This is a genomic window from Streptomyces nigra, from assembly GCF_003074055.1.
Classification (GTDB): domain Bacteria; phylum Actinomycetota; class Actinomycetes; order Streptomycetales; family Streptomycetaceae; genus Streptomyces; species Streptomyces nigra.
This window is the reverse complement of the sequence record NZ_CP029043.1, coordinates 2,024,205-2,039,188: the sequence shown is the minus strand read 5'-3', so window position 1 is coordinate 2,039,188 and position 14,984 is coordinate 2,024,205. Positions and strand designations below refer to the sequence as shown.

The window sequence follows — 14,984 nt, the reverse complement described above, 5'->3', positions numbered from 1 at the left end:
GGTGGGGGCCGCCGACCAGGACAGGAGCGCCCATGCCGCAGATCACCGTCGACTACTCGCAGGAACTGGCCGACGACTTCGACCGCCCCGCGTTCGCGCGGGCGCTGCACACCGCCGTCGTCGAGATCGCGGCCGCCAAGCCGCCCGCCTGCAAGACGCAGTTCCGCCGCACCGAGGACACCACGGTCGGCGACGACACCGCCGGGCACGCCGTCGTCCATGTCACCCTGGGCCTGCTCGCGGGCCGCAGCGACGAGACCAAGGCCCGGCTCACCGAGACCGTCCTCGACCTGCTGCGCACCCATGTCAAGTCCTCCGGCGGGCTCGCGCTGCATGCCTCCGCCGAGGTCCGCGACCTCGACCCGTCGTACCGCAAGTACGAGAGCTGACCCTTAGGGCGTGCTTCGCCCTACGACGCCAGCGCGACCAGTCGGCCGACCAGGTCCGTGAACGGGCCGTCGGCCGGCTCGTCCGCCAGCGCGCCGCGCAGCAACGCGCCCATCTCCTCGTCGTGGGCGGCGCTCACCGCGGCCAGCGCCGCGAAGTCGTGCACCAGCTGGACCTCCAGCTCACGGCGCGGGATGCGCCGGCCGTCCAGCCAGATCAGGGCCGTCGACTCGGCGAGCGAGATCCACGAGCGGACCACCAGCTCCAGCCGCGCGGGCGGATCCGTCACGCCCAGATGCGACAGGATCTGGACATACGCGGCCTGCCGCACCGCATCGATGAGCGCGTTCGTCGTCGTCGAGCCGACCGCCGGACCGCCCCGCATCAGCGCCGAGAAACCGGGCCCGTGCTCGTCGACGAAGTCGAAGTAGCGGCGCATCACCCGCAGCAGCCGGGCGCCCAGCGGGCCCTCCCGGGGCTCCACGAACCGGCCCGCCAGATCGTCCGCCGCGCGCTTCAACGCGGCCTCGTACAGGCTGAGTTTGCCGGGGAAGTAGTGGTAGACCAACGGCCGCGAGATGCCGGCCGCCGACGCTATCTCGTCGATGGAGACCTCGTCGGGCGAGCGCTGGCTGAACAGTTCGAGGGCGACGCCGATCAACTGCTGCCGTCGCTCGTCGACTCCCATCCTTCGGCGTACCCCGGTAGTCATACGAACACCTTACCGATCGATTCCGGCCCTGAACGGGCCGGAGCGACCAGGGGTGTTCATCTCAGGGCGCCGACGGGTCCGTGACGCCCCTCACTTGAGGCCGCCGATCCTCCGGCCGTCCTCCAGCGTGCCCTTCAGCTCCGCCCGCGCGCCCTGCCGCGCGGGCAGGGTCAGCAGACTGCCCTCCGACGCACCCCGCACCCCGCCCGACGCCCGGATCGACTCCGTGCCGCGGGCACCGGCCGCCAGCAGGTACCAGCCGCCGGACTGCGCCTTCCACAGCACCCCGGCCAGCACCTGCGGATCCCGCGCCCCGCACGCGGCGACATTCTGCGCCTTCGCGACCACGGCCGCCTGCGCGGTGCCCGGCGTACGGAACTGCGCCAGCACCCGCTCACCGCCGCCCCGCCAGGTCTCCGCACGTGTGCACACCCAGTCCGCGGCACCGCTGCCGTCCGGCAACGGCTGGCGCGCGTACGGCCAGGTGTTCACCGACCGCACACCCGCCGAGCCCAGGGCGCTCAGCCAGCACGCGTTCGGCGCCCAGGCCCGCAGCGCCCGCGCCCCGGTGACGTCCCCCGCCTGCCCGGGCCGCCCGGCGGTCAGCCGCGCGGGGACCAGCTCGGCGAGATCGGTCAGCAGCCGGGTGCCGGTGCCGTCCGTCACCTGCAGCACGTTCCACGAGGTGCAGGAGCCGCCGCCCGGCCGGGCCGCCGGGCTCGCCATCGGCGAGGTGACCCCGGCCGTCACCGTCAGGGTCATCGCCCCGGAGCCCGGCTTCACCAGATCCCGCTCGGCCGCCTTCCGCACCCACGGCGCCAGCAGATAGCGGACGTTGCCGTCGGCCCGGCTCAGCACCAGCGCGCTCGCCTCCGCCCGGGTCGCGCCATCGACCCGCGAGAAGTCCAGCGCGGCGCCCGCCGTGCCGTCCACCGGCTCGGCGTACCGGGCCACGCGCAGACCGTCGTACAGCAGCACCACGCGCACCCCGTCGACGGTGCCCGCGTACAGCAGCTGCGGTGCCCCGGGCGGGCCGCCCGCCGGGGTGCCGGGGGTCGCCGAGACCGTGACCGTCTCACCGGGGCGGGCCCACACCGCGAGGGCGCGGCGCAGCAGGGCGGAGTCGCCGGTGAGGTCGCCGCGCGCCGGCCACACCGAGAAGTCGGTGCGGGCGGACGACTGCCAGGCCCGCGCGGGCACCTTCGTCAGCTGGGCCGGGTCCAGGGCCGCCTCCGCCGACGGGTTGCGCGCGTACGGCGGCGCGGCCGGGCCGTCGGGGGCCCAGCCCTCGCCCGGCAGGCCGAGCAGCGCCCCGCACACCAGCAGGGCGGCGCCCGCGGCGAGCGCGGCCCGCAGATGCTGGCGGCGCCGCATCAGATCGGTGGGCCGGGCCTGCAGCGAGCAGGGGTCGAACTCCGGGGACTCCAGCAGCGCGTACCGCGCCTCCACGCCGTCTGCCTCGTCGAGCGCGTCCTCCGGGTCCTCGACCCCGGCCGCCTCCAGGACGGCCCGTACGTCGCCGTCGGGGAGCTTCTCCAGGCCGCGCAGGACGTAGGCGGCGCGGGCCGGGCCCGACAGCGCCGACAGCTGCTGGTCCAGGGCCAGTTCGTCGGCGCCGCCCGACCGCGGGAACAGCCGCAGGCCCCACACCTGGGGCAGCAGCGGAGGCAGCTGGGAGCGCCGGGGCCAGGCCGCCCGGCGGAGCGGAAGCCCCGCCTCCAGGGCCGTCCGCACCAGCCGCGCCCGCAGGTACGCGTAGCCGGGGTCGCCGTCCCGGCCGCTCGACTGGGCCGGGATCACCGGGGACGGCGCCGAACGTCCGCGGGGGAGCGCCCGCTGGGTGAGGGAGTGCGCGGTCAGGACGCGCCGGTTGCGGCCGAGGCCCGGCGGCAGCACCAGATAGGCGAGGCGGACCAGGCGCGGGTAGTGCTCGACGAGCGCGGCCTCGGCCCGCTCGACGTCCACGACCGGGCCGTCGGAACTGGCTGCGGGGCGCGAGGCGACATCCTGTGACTGCACGTTCAGCAGAACGAGCGAATCGGCGGTTGGTCACCGTGACCGGGGCGCGCGCACGGCCCCGGTCAGGCTTCCTGCGGCTGCGGCTCCGCCAGCGCACGCGCGTAGTTCGCCATCGACCGCTGGTAGCGCGGCAGATGCGGGGCGAGGGCGCCCAGCACCAGCGCGAGCCCCTCGCGGTCCCGGCCGAGGCTCGACAGGCACAGCGCCAGCGTCGCGCGCACGGCGTCGTCCAGCTCGTCGGAGGGGGCGTCCAGCTCCGGCGTCAACAGCGCGACGCCCTCCTCGGCCCGCCCGACGTTCCGCAGCGAGCTGGACATCTGGATCTTCGCCCGGCGTCCCTTGTACCCGCTCAGCCCGCGCGCCAGGGCCTGCCGGTACAGCGGCACCGCGCGGTCCGAGTGCCCCGTGGAGTCCCAGGCGCACGCCTGCTCGAACGGTCCCAGCGGGCTGCCCTCCGGCAGCTCGGCCACCAGTGCGTCGATGAGGGCGCGGAACTCGGCCGCGCGCTCCTCGGGGTGGTCGTCGAAGGTGGCCCATGCCGCGCTGACGCGGTCCTCCCAGTCCTGGTCCATCGGATCACCCTCGCACACCTGTTCCGTGAGAGTCTCCTGTTTTGAGCGCATCGCACCCCGCAGCCGTATGGGAGACAAGGGCCCGGCCGGGGCTCCGTGCGGCATGGACCGGAGGACGAGATGAGACTGACCCGACCGATGCTCGCGCTGACCGGCGCGGTGGCGGTGCTCGCGCTGTCCGCGTGCGGCGCCGGCGGCGACGACGAGGCGAAGGCACCCGAGACGGCCACCGGCAGCCTGGAGCAACTGGCCGCCAAGGCGAAGTGCGACCCGAACATGCAGACCGACGCCGACGAGATCCGGCAGGCCATCTGCACGACCGGCAAGGACAAGTACATCCTCGCCACCTTCGCCACCGACCGCGGCCAGGCCGAGTGGCTGAGCGGCGCCAAGGACTACGGCGGCTACTACCTCGTCGGCCGCAAATGGGTCGCCGTCGGCCAGGAGAAGACGGTGACGGCCCTCCAGGGAAAGCTCGGCGGCACCATGGAGGAGGGCTCCGAGCACATGAATCCCGGAGGCAGCCACAACAAGGACGGTCACCACGGCTGACCCACAGCGGACACGAAAAGGCCGGCGACGGGAATTCCCGCCGCCGGCCTTTTCAATGGTGCGAGCCGGGGACTAGTCGCAGTCCTGGCCGTTGTTGATGCACTCCACCACCTGGTTCATCAGGTTCTCGTCGAAGAAGTTGATGAAGTCGTTGTGGTCGGTGATCGGCTTGTGCAGCTGGTCCGGGAAGGAGTCGACCGCGAACGCGTTCTGCACCTGCCCGTTCTGGATCTGCGGGGCCTGGACGTCGTACACCAGGCGGACCTGGAGCTGGGGGATGGCCTGGAACCCGTTGGCACAGGTGCCGTCCGCCTGCACGAACGCGACGTGCGTGCGGTGGTTGGCGCTGTCGATGTTCTGCCCGTCCCAGCAGCTCTGGAAGTTGGACGTGCGCACCACGCTGCTGCCGTCCGGGCAGATCGGGTACTTGTCCGTCACCTGGCGGTCCTCGAAGCCCGTGCAGCTCCACGCCGTGTTGGCGTTGTTGAGGCCGTTGACGAAGGACTTGGCGTCACCGGTGATGATGCGCAGGGCCTTCGGCATCGCGACGACGTCGCTGGTGCGGTTGCCGACGAACTTCAGCTCGGCCGCAGCCGGCTCGACGATCTTGCCGACGTTGCCGTCCTGACCGCCGCCGGGCTGACCGGCGTCGATGTCCTGCGAACCGTCCTGGATCCGGATGACCGGCCAGAAGTACGACGACTTGTCGCCCTGGTTCTGGCACGTGGTGTCGGCGTTGGCCAGGTCCTGGTCGCTCGCGAACGCGTTGTTGTTCTGGTTGCCCACGTAGTCGTGCTGGTGCTGGGCACCGTTGCTGACACCGGGCGCCACGATCACGTTGTCCGAGTTGCGGTTCTCGTTCTCGTTGGTGCCGCACCGGGTGGTGAAGCTGCCGGTCGAGCCGGAGTCACCGTTCGCGGGCAGACCGTTGGGCAGGTTCCGCGAGTTGGGCTGGACGTCCTCGATGTTGATGAAGTCGTCCGCGACGGGGCCGTTGCCGGCCTGCCCGCCGTTGTCCTGCTGGCCGCCGCCGTTGTCCTGTCCGCCGTCGTTCTGGCCGCCGTCCTGCTGACCGCCGTCGTTCTGGCCGCCGTCCTGCTGGCCACCGTCGTTCTGTCCGCCGCCGTCCTGCTGACCGCCGTCGGTCGGCTCTGCCGGGACGCCCTGGCACTGCGCCCACCGGCTCAGATCGCGGGGGGCCTTGCCGCCGCCCCGGTTGATGGTGATCCGGATCCGGTCGAGCGTGGCGGTCCGCTTGGACTTCAGCGGGCTGAGGATGGCGTTGCTGACGTAGTTGGCGTCACCCGCCTGCGCCTGCCGCGTCTCCGCGAGGCGCGTGTAGGCGGCGGTGATCTGCCGGTCGAGCAGCGCCAGCTCCTTGGCGACGGTCCTGCGGGCGCTTCTCGGCACCTTGGTCAGCCGCTGGCCGACGTCCGGGCAGTTGATCGTCGCGACCCGCGAGGACGTGGACTTGGTCCGGTTCCACCCGGAGTTGCCGTCCTCGTGCGCAGATGCATAGAAGTTGGCCCAGACAAGCCCGCCCCCACCGAGCGCTAGGGCCGCCGATGCGGCAATGGCCTTGTTGGCCAGTGGCGTACGGCGTTTTCTTGTGTTGCGTCCCATGGAACTCCTCTGACTTCCTTTTTCGGGGGCATCGAGGCGCCCGACAGGAGTGAAGCGGCGCCCTCTCATACGGAGGGCGCCCCACGGGTGTTCACCCGTCCCGGAAATCGTTGAGAGATTCATGGGTTCGACGAGGTTTCAACAGCCCCTGGAACACCGCGAGTTGCGGATCCCGTACGACGCGTGAGGAAGACGGTGAGGAACCGGTCAGGTGCCGGACGCGCCGTCCGCCGCGGCCGCGAGGGCCTTCGCCTCCACCTCCGGGTCGACCCCCTTCAGGGAGCGGTCCGGGCGCTGCGGCGCGATCCCGTCGAGGCCCTGGAGCCACCGCCAGGTGTCGGCCACCGTCTCGGCGACCGGTCGGCACCGCAGCCCCGCCGCGACGGCCGGCGACACGTCCGCCGCGTGCAGCGCGTCGTGCAGGTCGCTGCCCGGCGGCACCCACACCGGCAGCTGGGTCCAGGGTTCGATGCCCGCGGCGAGGACGACCTCGGGGTCGACCCAGCGCAGCTCGGCGTCCGGCCCGGCCACCGCCGCGCACGCCTCCAGGAACTCGCCCATGGTGCTGTGCCCCTGCGGGCTCATCAGGTTGTACGGCCCGCTCAGCCCGGCCTCCACCGCGCCGAGGATCCACTCCGCGAGGTCGCGGACGTCGACGTACTGCAGCGGCAGGTCCCGCGGCCCGGGAGCCAGGACCGGGCCGCCGCGCGCCATCCGGTTCAGCCACCACGGCAGCCGGCCGACGTTCTCGTACGGCCCGAGGATCAGCCCCGCCCGCACCAGCAGCGAGCGGTCGGCGCCGAAGCCCTCGACGGCGGCCAGCTCGCCGCCCCGCTTGTCCCGCGCGTAGTCGGTCTGCCCGGCACCCGCCTCGGCGCCCTCGACCAGCGGCGCCTCCTCGGTGTACCCGGCGGGCGGGGCCCACGCGTACACCGAGCAGCTCGACACGTACACATACCGCCCGGCGCGGTCCCTCAGCAGCCGTGCCGCGTCCAGGACCGGGCGCGGCGCCCCCGACCAGGTGTCGACCACGGCGTCCCACGTCTCGTCCCCGGCAAGGGCGTCCAGCCCGCCGGCCGCGGTGCGGTCACCCCGCAGGGACCGCACCCCGGCCGGGGTCGCGTGCCGCCCCCGGTTGAGGACGGTCACCTCCCAGCCACGCCCGAGCGCCGCCTCCACGACCGCGCGTCCCGCGAACTCCGTACCACCCAGCACCAGAAGTCTCATACGGCCGACTCTGCCCGCCGGGGGCACGGGGCGGAACGGCGTTCTGCCGAGGGCAGAGGCCCCGGTGGGCGGTCAGCGCCCGGCCGGCGGGGCGTACTTGTAGCCGACGCGGCGGATCGTGCGGATGGTGTCGCGGTGCTCGGCGCCCAGCTTGCGGCGCAGCCGGGCGATATGGACGTCGACGGTCCGCCCGTCGCCGACATGGCCGTACCCCCACACCGTGGTGACCAGCTGGTCGCGGGTGTGCACCCGGTGCGGATGCGCCACCAGATGGGCCAGTAGCTCGAACTCCAGGTAGGTCAGGTCGAGTTCCCGTCCGTCGACGGCCGCGGTGCGCCGTACCGGGTCGATGGAGACCAGCGGGTCGTCGACGGGCTCGGCGGCCGGCACGAGCGGCGGCTGCCGGTCGGCGGGGACGAGCACCAGATAGCCGACCATCGGCGGCCGGCCCGGCAGGGCGGGCAGGGAGTGCTGTGGGGCGGGCAGCCAGGTGGCGCCCGGCGGCAGGAGGGCCGCGACGTCGATCACCTCGTCCCGGTCGACGGCACGCAGATGCTGCCGGACACCATTCGGCTGGGGGGAGGAGGCGAGCGTGGCGGAGGAGGACAGGGAACGGGTGGTCGCCATGGGAGGTCAGCTCTTTCGCGCGAGAGGTCCGTGGGAAGACGTACGTCGTGTCGCGCTGGCCGAGGGCCGGGGAACGGCTCTACCGGGCCCGCGCGGTCAGCGCGCGGCAACACACCCGGTCGAAGTCGTGGTGCTGACGGGAAGGCCAGAAGGGCTCGAGGTCGTGACGACCCGTCGCGGGGAACTTCTGGAAGCCGACCATGTACCCATTGAAGCAGACACCCGCCCCCGAGGGGATCCTTCGTCCCGGTCCTTGGACTCCACGCGTGGACGACGCGGACGTCCGGGCACGCGAAAGGGGCGCCCACCGGTGAGGGTGGACGCCCCTGAGCACAGCCGGGCGGCGGCGGATCAGACCTGGCCGGCCTTCTCCAGAGCCGAGCAGCAGGTGTCGACCAGCAGACGGGTCACCGTGTACGGGTCGACGTTGGCGTTCGGGCGGCGGTCCTCGATGTAGCCCTTGCCGTCCTTCTCGACCTGCCACGGGATACGGACCGAGGCGCCGCGGTTGGAGACGCCGTAGGAGTACTCGTTCCACGGGGCGGTCTCGTGCAGACCGGTCAGGCGGTCGTCGATGCCGGCGCCGTAGTTCTTGACGTGGTCCAGCGGCTTGGAGCCCTCGCCGAGGGACTCGCAGGCGGTGATGATGGCGTCGTAGCCCTCGCGCATGGCCTTGGTGGAGAAGTTGGTGTGCGCGCCGGCGCCGTTCCAGTCGCCCTTCACCGGCTTCGGGTCGAGGGTCGCCGCGACACCGAAGTCCTCCGCCGTGCGGTACAGCAGCCAACGGGCCACCCACAGCTGGTCGGAGACCTCCAGCGGGGAGAGCGGGCCGACCTGGAACTCCCACTGGCCGGGCATGACCTCGGCGTTGATGCCGGAGATGCCCAGGCCCGCCTTGAGGCAGTTGTCCAGGTGCGCCTCGACGACGTCACGGCCGAAGATCTCGTCGGCGCCGACACCGCAGTAGTAGCCGCCCTGCGGGGCCGGGAAGCCGCCCTTGGGGAAGCCGAGCGGGTAGCCGTCCTTGAAGAACGTGTACTCCTGCTCGATGCCGAAGATGGGCTCCTGTGCGGCGAACTTCTCCGCGACCTCGGTGAGCGCGGCACGGGTGTTGGACTCGTGCGGCGTCATGTCGATGTTCAGGACCTCGCAGAGCACGAGGACGTCGTCGCCGCCGCGGATCGGGTCCGGACAGGTGAAGACCGGCTTCAGCACACGGTCCGAGGCGTGCCCCTCGGCCTGGTTGGTGGAGGACCCGTCGAAGCCCCAGATCGGCAGCTCGGCACCCTTGGCGTCGTCCGCCAGGATCTTCGTCTTGGAACGGAGCTTGGCCGTCGGCTCGGTGCCGTCGATCCAGATGTACTCAGCCTTGAAGGTCACGGGCCACTTCCTTCGGGGTGGGTCAGGGCGCGTACTGCGGGTGCTGCGGCGCTGCGGCACTGGGGCGCCGCTCTCGATGTCCGGGAGCTTGTCAACAGGCGATTTCCCGGCCATTGCCCATGTGTGAACCCCGTGTTACCGGGTGCCCGTGTGGCCCGATTCACGCGGTGAGCCGCCGCGGGAGACGGGCCGGGCGGCGTCCGGCGCCGGGGGAGGGGCGCCGGCCCGCACTCGTATGCGATGCCGCGGGGCCCCGCCGCTCGTGGCCGCGAGCGGCGGGGCCCCTGACACGTACGGCGTGGTGGTCCGGCCGTCACCCCACCTTCTCGATCACGGCACGGCGGATCAGGAACTTGCCGGGCTCACGCACCTGCTCGAAGGCCGCGTTGTTCAGCAGCACACAGCTGCCCGAGACGGAGGTGACCTCCACCGTCGTGGACTTGTTGTTGTCCAGGTTGGTCACCTTCAGCTTGGTGCCCGCCGGGAACTGGTTGCTGGACGCGGCCGGCGCGCCGCCCTCGCCGGACAGCGTCACGGTCGAGCCGTTGCAGACCTGCTGGCCCGCTGCGGCACCGCCAGCGGCGTCGCCGTTCCCCGCGTCTCCGGCGTTCTGCCCGGCGCCCGCGTTCCCGGCCGCCTCGCCCCCGTTGCCGGCCGCGCCGCCCGCCGGAGCGCTCGGCTGTGCCGCCTGGGAGCCCTGAGCCGACTCCCCGACGGCGCACCCGGACGCCTCCTGCTGGACCTTGATCTGCTTGATGACGGCCTCGCGGTTGGCGATACGGGCCTCCGACTGGGCGTCCGGGTTGGCCCGCTGCCCGTCGATGAACCGCTGGTTGTTGCCGAGCGCCGTGGCGAGGCCCTGGCAGACCGTCGAGTCCGCGGCGGACTTGACGGTCGCCGACGGCGCCTGGGAGGCGTTCGAGGTGCTCGCCATGACGAAGGCACCGCCTCCCGCCACCGTCGCCGCACTCACCAGCAGGGCGATCTTCTTCTTCGTGCTGACAGTTCTCCTGCGCGACATCCGCGCCTCCTGGGAGGTTGGGGGAGCGTACGTCGCTATGTACGAGATACCGAACGCCGTTACTCAGCGGTTACCGGAGGATCTGAAGTAACGTGCGTCACACCGCCCGGAGTTGAGCGTCCGGCCGAGGCGTCAGCCCTCGCGGGACAGCGCGTCCCGGACCGCCTCCTCGGACCGCCCGACCACGGCCGTGCCGTCCTGGGCGGTGATGATGGGGCGCTGGATCAGCCGGGGGTGCGCGGCGAGCGCCTTCACCCACCGGTCCCGCGCGTCCGCGTCCCGGGGCCAGTCCCTGAGTCCGAGCTCCCCGGCGTCGGCCTCCTGGGTGCGGGTGATGTCCCAGGGCTCGAGACCGAGCCGGCCGAGGACGTCCCGGATCTCGTCCTCGGTGGGGACGTCCTCCAGATAGCGGCGGACGGTGTAGTCGGCGCCCTCGGCGTCCAGCAGGCTCAGCGCGCCGCGGCACATGGAACAGGCCGGGTTGATCCAGATCTCCATGCCGCACAGGGTATCCGCGACCTCCGCTGTTCGATTTTCCGGCCGGTGTGCGCACATCGCTCACGAAGGGGCTGAGGGAACGACAATTTCCGTACTGACCAGGCGATTTCCTGGACGTCTGGAGCCCCCGATTGTCAGTGGCGGCCAGTAGACTGGAGTCAGTGTTCGAGAGCGTCACCGGGCCCGTCCGGGCGGCGCTCGTCCGCGACAGGAGGATGCCTGTGCCCGCTGCCGCACTGAAGCCGAAGCCCACCCGCAAGCCGACGCGCACCCAGTCCACCGCCCGCCGTCCGGTCCTGCTCGACTCGCCGTACGCACCCGTCGAGAAGCGGGCGCTGCCGCCGGGCCGCCCCCGCGAGTGGTACGTCACGCACAACCGCCGGCTCAAGGCGATGCGCCTCGCGATAGCGCTCCTCGACATGGGCGTCTACCTGCCCGACCAGGCGCGCAACGACCGGATCCGCAGCGCCGCGGAGACGATCGGCGTCCACCCGCCGTCCGAGACCACCTGCCACATGGTCCGGGCCCTGATGAGGTACGCCCGCTAGGCCGTGTCCGCAAAGTCCCGCCTGCCGTTCGACGTCCGGCACTCCCCCAAGCTCTTCGAGCAGGGGGGACCCCCACTCGCCGCACCGGCCGGGCTCCCGCGTACAACCAGTACGCGGGAGCCCGTCCGGCACTCCCCCAGCTCTTCGAGCAGGGGGTACCCCCAGAGCACGCACCGGACGCCGCTCGGCCCGCCCTACGGGCGGACGACGCGACTTTACGGACACGACCCAGGCCCGGGGCGCCGGGTGCTCCCGTCGACGGGGGCACCCGGCCCGTGTCACCCGTTCGCCGTATTCGGCATGCGCACGCCCCCCGCCCCGCCTTCACTGCCAACAGGGGTCACGGCGACCGCGTCCAGCAGCGAGGGCGGCAGCGGGAGGCACGATGGACAGGGACGGCGTACGGCGGCTGACCCACCGGGCCCCGGGACGGTGCGCGCGGTCCCCGGGGGCGCCCACCCGGTCCCGCCTGCCCCGCGAGCCCCGGCACGCGCGCGTGGGCCGCGCATGACCGCCCCCGGCACACCCGCCGGCCGGGCCGAACAGGGCCGGGCCGCCCGGCAGCGCGTCCGCCGCTCCGAGCACGCCCGCTGGACCGCGTCCCTCGACCGGCCCGACCCGGTCGCCGTACTGGAACGCCAGGGGCGCGACCGGCTGGCCGAGCTGCTGCCCATCCGGTACGGGAGGATGGCCGCCTCGCCCTTCGCGTTCCTGCGCGGCGCCGCCGCCGTGATGGCGGCCGACCTCGCCGCCACCCCGCACACCGGCCTGACCGTCCAGCTGTGCGGCGACGCCCACCTGCTCAACTTCGGCCTGTACGCCTCACCCGAACGCTCCCTGCTGTTCGACCTCAACGACTTCGACGAGACGTTCCCGGGCCCCTTCGAATGGGACGTCAAACGCCTCGCCGCCTCGGTCGTGGTCGCCGCCCGCGAGAACGGCCACCCGGATGCCAAGGCCGGGCGCGCCGCCCGGGAGGCCGTCGCCGCGTACCGCACCGCCATGCACCGGCTCGCCCGGCTCGGCGAACTCGACGTCTGGTACATGCGCCTCGACACCGAACAGCTCCTGCCGCTGGTCCGCTCCGCCCGCGACCGGCACCGCGCCGAGGCCACCCTCGGCCGCGCCCGTAGGCGCACCAGCCTGCGCGCCTACGGCAAGCTCACCGAGGTCGTCGACGGGCGCCGGCGCATCATCCACGACCCGCCGCTCCTGGAGCCCGCCGGCGTCGCCGACATGGCCTCCCTGCGCAAGGTCTTCAGCGACTACCGCTCGACGCTCTCCGAGGAACGCCGGCTGCTCCTGGACCGCTACCGGTTCGTCGACGCCGCCCGCAAGGTCGTCGGCGTCGGCAGCGTCGGACTGCGCTGCTTCATCGTGCTGCTCACCGGGCGGGACGCCGACGACCCCCTCTTCCTCCAGATCAAGGAGGCCCGGCAGTCGGCCCTGGAGGAGCATCTGCCGGGCGGCCCGTACACCCATCCGGGACACAGGGTCGTCGCCGGGCAACGGCTGCTGCAGGCCGCGAGCGACATTTTTCTCGGCTGGATGTCGGGGCCGCAGGGGCGCGCCTTCTACTGGCGGCAGCTGCGGGACATGAAGGGCTCCGCCGACGTCGCCGGCATGAGGCCCGGGGACCTGCTGGCCTACGCCCGGCTGTGCGGCACCGCCCTGGCCCGCGCCCACGCCCGCTCCGGCGACCGCATCGCCATCGCTGCCTACCTCGGCGGCTCCGACACCTTCGACCACGCGGTGACCGACTTCGCCTTCGCCTACGCCGACCAGACCGTCACCGACCACACCACGCTGGGCGCGGCGATCGCGGCGGGGGTGATCGCGGCGGCGCCGGGCGTATGACCCCCCGCCGAACGGTCCATCGTTACGCCGGGTGGCCGGGCGGTGCCTCAGGCGTGCGGCCCCGCCGGGACCGGCCAGTCGTCCAGGAGGGCGTCCACGAACGTCCGGCGGTCCTCCGCGTGCGTCTCGAACCACAGGCCCAGCATGTGCTCCGCACCCCGTACGTCGAACCGGGTGAACCGGGCACGGGCGCTCAGCGCATCCCGCACCGCCCCCGTCACCTCCGCCGGAATCACCGCGTCCGTCTCCGGGACCGCGAGCACGGCCCGTCCGGCGTACGTCCGCAGCACGTCCAGCGCGGGCGCCCCGCGCCAGCCGCCCGGCCTGCGGATGATCTCGCCGAACCGCCCGTCCCCCGAGCCGAACGGCATGTCCCACGCCTCGGCGGCATACACCGCGGGCGCGCACAGCCCCACCGCCGCCACCCGCTCCCCGTAGTGCGCGACGACGTCCGCGGCGGTCTGCCCGCTCATGCTGAACCCGACCACGACCAGCGGCGCCTCCGCCGGGACCCGCGCGTCGATCACGGCGACCGTCTGCTCCAGACGCCGGCGCAGACTCAACTCCTTCTGCTCACCGGTGCTTTCGCCGTGCCCCGAGAAGTCGAAGGCCAGGCTGTGACAGCCCCGGGCGGCGATGTCGGCGAGCAGCGGCAGCAGCCGGTCCTTGGTGCCCGGACCCGCGCCGTGCAGCAGGACGACCGCCGGCACCCCGGGCCCGGCGGCGGGACCGCCGTACACCCCGCTGAGCCGTTCACCGTCATGGGCGCATGTGAAGGAGGAGAGCTCGGTCATGCGCCCCATTCATTCACGGCGCACGCGCCCCCGGGAAAAGGAGGTGCACGGCCTGTGACCGGATCCCTACCCTGGACACGCGTAACGGAGCAGACCTCGCCGTTTCCCGCAGGACGGGCGCCCGTCCGGAGACTCGGGGCTACTCTCTACGGCACCGACGGACGGCCGCCCTCCCCAGCGCCCCGCCGGGGACATCCGATCACCGCTCAGATCCACCCACGCCCACGGAGGCCCGTGATGGGCACCATCGTCATGTCCGGGACCGTCGTCCTGGTGATCCTCGGATTCGGAAACCACGTCTACTGGCTGGCCGCCGTCGCCGTGCTCCTCCTCTACGTCCAGTACGGCAGAGGCTCCTCCGCGCCCAGCGGCGGAGCCGGGGGAGGCGCGGCGGGCGGCGGCGCGCCGGCCGACTACCGCAGCTATCGCGAGCGTCGTGACACCCAGGCCAAGTGGGAGCGCCGCTACCGTCGTGAGCGCCCCTTCGAGGCCCGCCGTCAGGCGCGCGAGAAGGCCAACTGAGACGACCCGCGGTGGTGACCGCGGCCGGTCGGGGCGCCCCCGTTCACAGCCCGGGGGCGCCCCAGACCGGGAACCAGCGGCCGAGGTCCTCCTCCATCCGCAGGTCGCCCGCGAGGGCGGCCTTCACCCGCAGCTCCAGCGCGTTGTCCCGCCGCTCCGGCCTGCCGGGCAGCGGGGCGAACGGGTAGAAGGTGCCGCGCTTGTACAGATAGACGAGAGCGAGACGGCGACCCCGGTCGCCGTCTCCCTCCGTCCCCTCGAAGCCCGCCAGTGAGCACAGCAGTTGCGGGCCGAACCCGTCGGCCTCCATCGCGCTGTTCACCGCGTGCAGATCGTTGACCAGGTCGGGCAGCTCGTCGGGGGAGCGGCGCGAGACCAGCCACGAGTAGCCGTAGTCGTCCCGGGTCAGCTCCACCGGGGGTCCCTCCCGCCCGGCGTCCGCGTCCAGCAGTGCCCGCACCTCCCGGTGCGTCTGTGTGAACGCCGCGCCCTCCACCGTCGCGAAGCACACCGCGCCGCTGCCGGTCGGCCGGAAGCCGGTCGCCGCCTCCAGTGTCACGGCCGCCGACGGCAGCCCGAACAGCTGGTCGAGATCGGGTGCCGCCGGCTTGCTGCGGCCCAGCAGGATGTCCAGCAGCCCCATGG

At 72.8% G+C, this 14,984-nt stretch carries 16 protein-coding genes; 5 read left to right on the top strand and 11 right to left on the bottom strand.

Going from position 1 to position 14,984, the window contains the following annotated elements:
* The first annotated feature begins 32 nt into the window (after positions 1 to 32).
* Positions 33 to 389 carry a 5-carboxymethyl-2-hydroxymuconate Delta-isomerase gene (locus DC008_RS09465; RefSeq protein ID WP_108706578.1) on the top strand — a complete coding sequence of 119 codons (357 nt, stop codon included), beginning with the start codon at positions 33 to 35 and terminating at the stop codon, positions 387 to 389.
* A 20-nt stretch (positions 390 to 409) separates the two neighbouring features.
* On the opposite strand, the gene DC008_RS09460 is transcribed toward DC008_RS09465, so the two are convergent.
* The 3 genes from DC008_RS09460 to DC008_RS09450 form a co-directional block, all read right to left on the bottom strand.
* Complete coding sequence (locus tag DC008_RS09460) at positions 410 to 1,099, bottom strand: TetR/AcrR family transcriptional regulator (protein ID WP_107096696.1); 690 nt, start codon at positions 1,097 to 1,099, stop codon at positions 410 to 412.
* A 90-nt stretch (positions 1,100 to 1,189) separates the two neighbouring features.
* Positions 1,190 to 3,118: a hypothetical protein gene (locus DC008_RS09455; protein ID WP_108706577.1), complete on the bottom strand. Its 1,929-nt coding sequence runs from the start codon at positions 3,116 to 3,118 to the stop codon at positions 1,190 to 1,192.
* 62 nt (positions 3,119 to 3,180) lie between these two features.
* A complete protein-coding gene (locus tag DC008_RS09450; protein WP_208645833.1) occupies positions 3,181 to 3,690 on the bottom strand; it encodes a tetratricopeptide repeat protein in 510 nt (169 codons plus the stop codon).
* A 120-nt stretch (positions 3,691 to 3,810) separates the two neighbouring features.
* Here DC008_RS09450 and DC008_RS09445 point away from each other — a divergent pair, with 120 nt between their 5' ends.
* Positions 3,811 to 4,242 carry a hypothetical protein gene (locus DC008_RS09445; RefSeq protein ID WP_108706575.1) on the top strand — a complete coding sequence of 144 codons (432 nt, stop codon included), beginning with the start codon at positions 3,811 to 3,813 and terminating at the stop codon, positions 4,240 to 4,242.
* 72 nt (positions 4,243 to 4,314) lie between these two features.
* Here the strand turns inward: DC008_RS09445 and DC008_RS09440 are convergent, their stop codons facing one another.
* From DC008_RS09440 to DC008_RS09415, 6 genes are all read right to left on the bottom strand, one after another.
* Positions 4,315 to 5,865, bottom strand: a complete 1,551-nt coding sequence (locus DC008_RS09440; RefSeq protein ID WP_108706574.1) for a DUF1996 domain-containing protein — start codon at positions 5,863 to 5,865, stop codon at positions 4,315 to 4,317.
* A gap of 207 nt (positions 5,866 to 6,072) precedes the next feature.
* Positions 6,073 to 7,092 carry an SDR family oxidoreductase gene (locus tag DC008_RS09435; RefSeq protein WP_108706573.1) on the bottom strand — a complete coding sequence of 340 codons (1,020 nt, stop codon included), beginning with the start codon at positions 7,090 to 7,092 and terminating at the stop codon, positions 6,073 to 6,075.
* 72 nt (positions 7,093 to 7,164) lie between these two features.
* Complete coding sequence (locus DC008_RS09430; protein ID WP_108706572.1) at positions 7,165 to 7,719, bottom strand: winged helix-turn-helix domain-containing protein; 555 nt, start codon at positions 7,717 to 7,719, stop codon at positions 7,165 to 7,167.
* A 351-nt stretch (positions 7,720 to 8,070) separates the two neighbouring features.
* On the bottom strand, positions 8,071 to 9,099 hold the full coding sequence (gene glnII / locus DC008_RS09425) for a glutamine synthetase (protein ID WP_108706571.1): 1,029 nt from the start codon (positions 9,097 to 9,099) through the stop codon (positions 8,071 to 8,073).
* Between the two features lie 313 nt (positions 9,100 to 9,412).
* Positions 9,413 to 10,120 (bottom strand): RlpA-like double-psi beta-barrel domain-containing protein, encoded by a 708-nt coding sequence (locus DC008_RS09420; RefSeq protein ID WP_108706570.1) that lies wholly within the window; start codon positions 10,118 to 10,120, stop codon positions 9,413 to 9,415.
* A 132-nt stretch (positions 10,121 to 10,252) separates the two neighbouring features.
* Positions 10,253 to 10,618 (bottom strand): arsenate reductase family protein, encoded by a 366-nt coding sequence (locus DC008_RS09415; protein WP_108706569.1) that lies wholly within the window; start codon positions 10,616 to 10,618, stop codon positions 10,253 to 10,255.
* Positions 10,619 to 10,839: 221 nt separating this feature from the next.
* Between DC008_RS09415 and DC008_RS09410 the strand changes: the two genes are divergently transcribed.
* A complete protein-coding gene (locus DC008_RS09410) occupies positions 10,840 to 11,166 on the top strand; it encodes a hypothetical protein (RefSeq protein WP_055620620.1) in 327 nt (108 codons plus the stop codon).
* A gap of 507 nt (positions 11,167 to 11,673) precedes the next feature.
* Positions 11,674 to 13,023, top strand: a complete 1,350-nt coding sequence (locus DC008_RS09405) for a DUF2252 domain-containing protein (RefSeq protein ID WP_108706568.1) — start codon at positions 11,674 to 11,676, stop codon at positions 13,021 to 13,023.
* A gap of 47 nt (positions 13,024 to 13,070) precedes the next feature.
* Here DC008_RS09405 and DC008_RS09400 read toward each other — a convergent pair whose 3' ends face one another.
* A complete protein-coding gene (locus tag DC008_RS09400; RefSeq protein ID WP_208645832.1) occupies positions 13,071 to 13,817 on the bottom strand; it encodes an alpha/beta hydrolase in 747 nt (248 codons plus the stop codon).
* 237 nt (positions 13,818 to 14,054) lie between these two features.
* Here DC008_RS09400 and DC008_RS09395 point away from each other — a divergent pair, with 237 nt between their 5' ends.
* Entirely contained in the window at positions 14,055 to 14,339 is a 285-nt protein-coding gene (locus DC008_RS09395; protein WP_108706566.1) for a hypothetical protein, read from the top strand.
* A 43-nt stretch (positions 14,340 to 14,382) separates the two neighbouring features.
* On the opposite strand, the gene pspAB is transcribed toward DC008_RS09395, so the two are convergent.
* Positions 14,383 to 14,982, bottom strand: a complete 600-nt coding sequence (pspAB, locus tag DC008_RS09390; protein WP_108706565.1) for a PspA-associated protein PspAB — start codon at positions 14,980 to 14,982, stop codon at positions 14,383 to 14,385.
* Between the last annotated feature and the right edge of the window lie 2 nt (positions 14,983 to 14,984).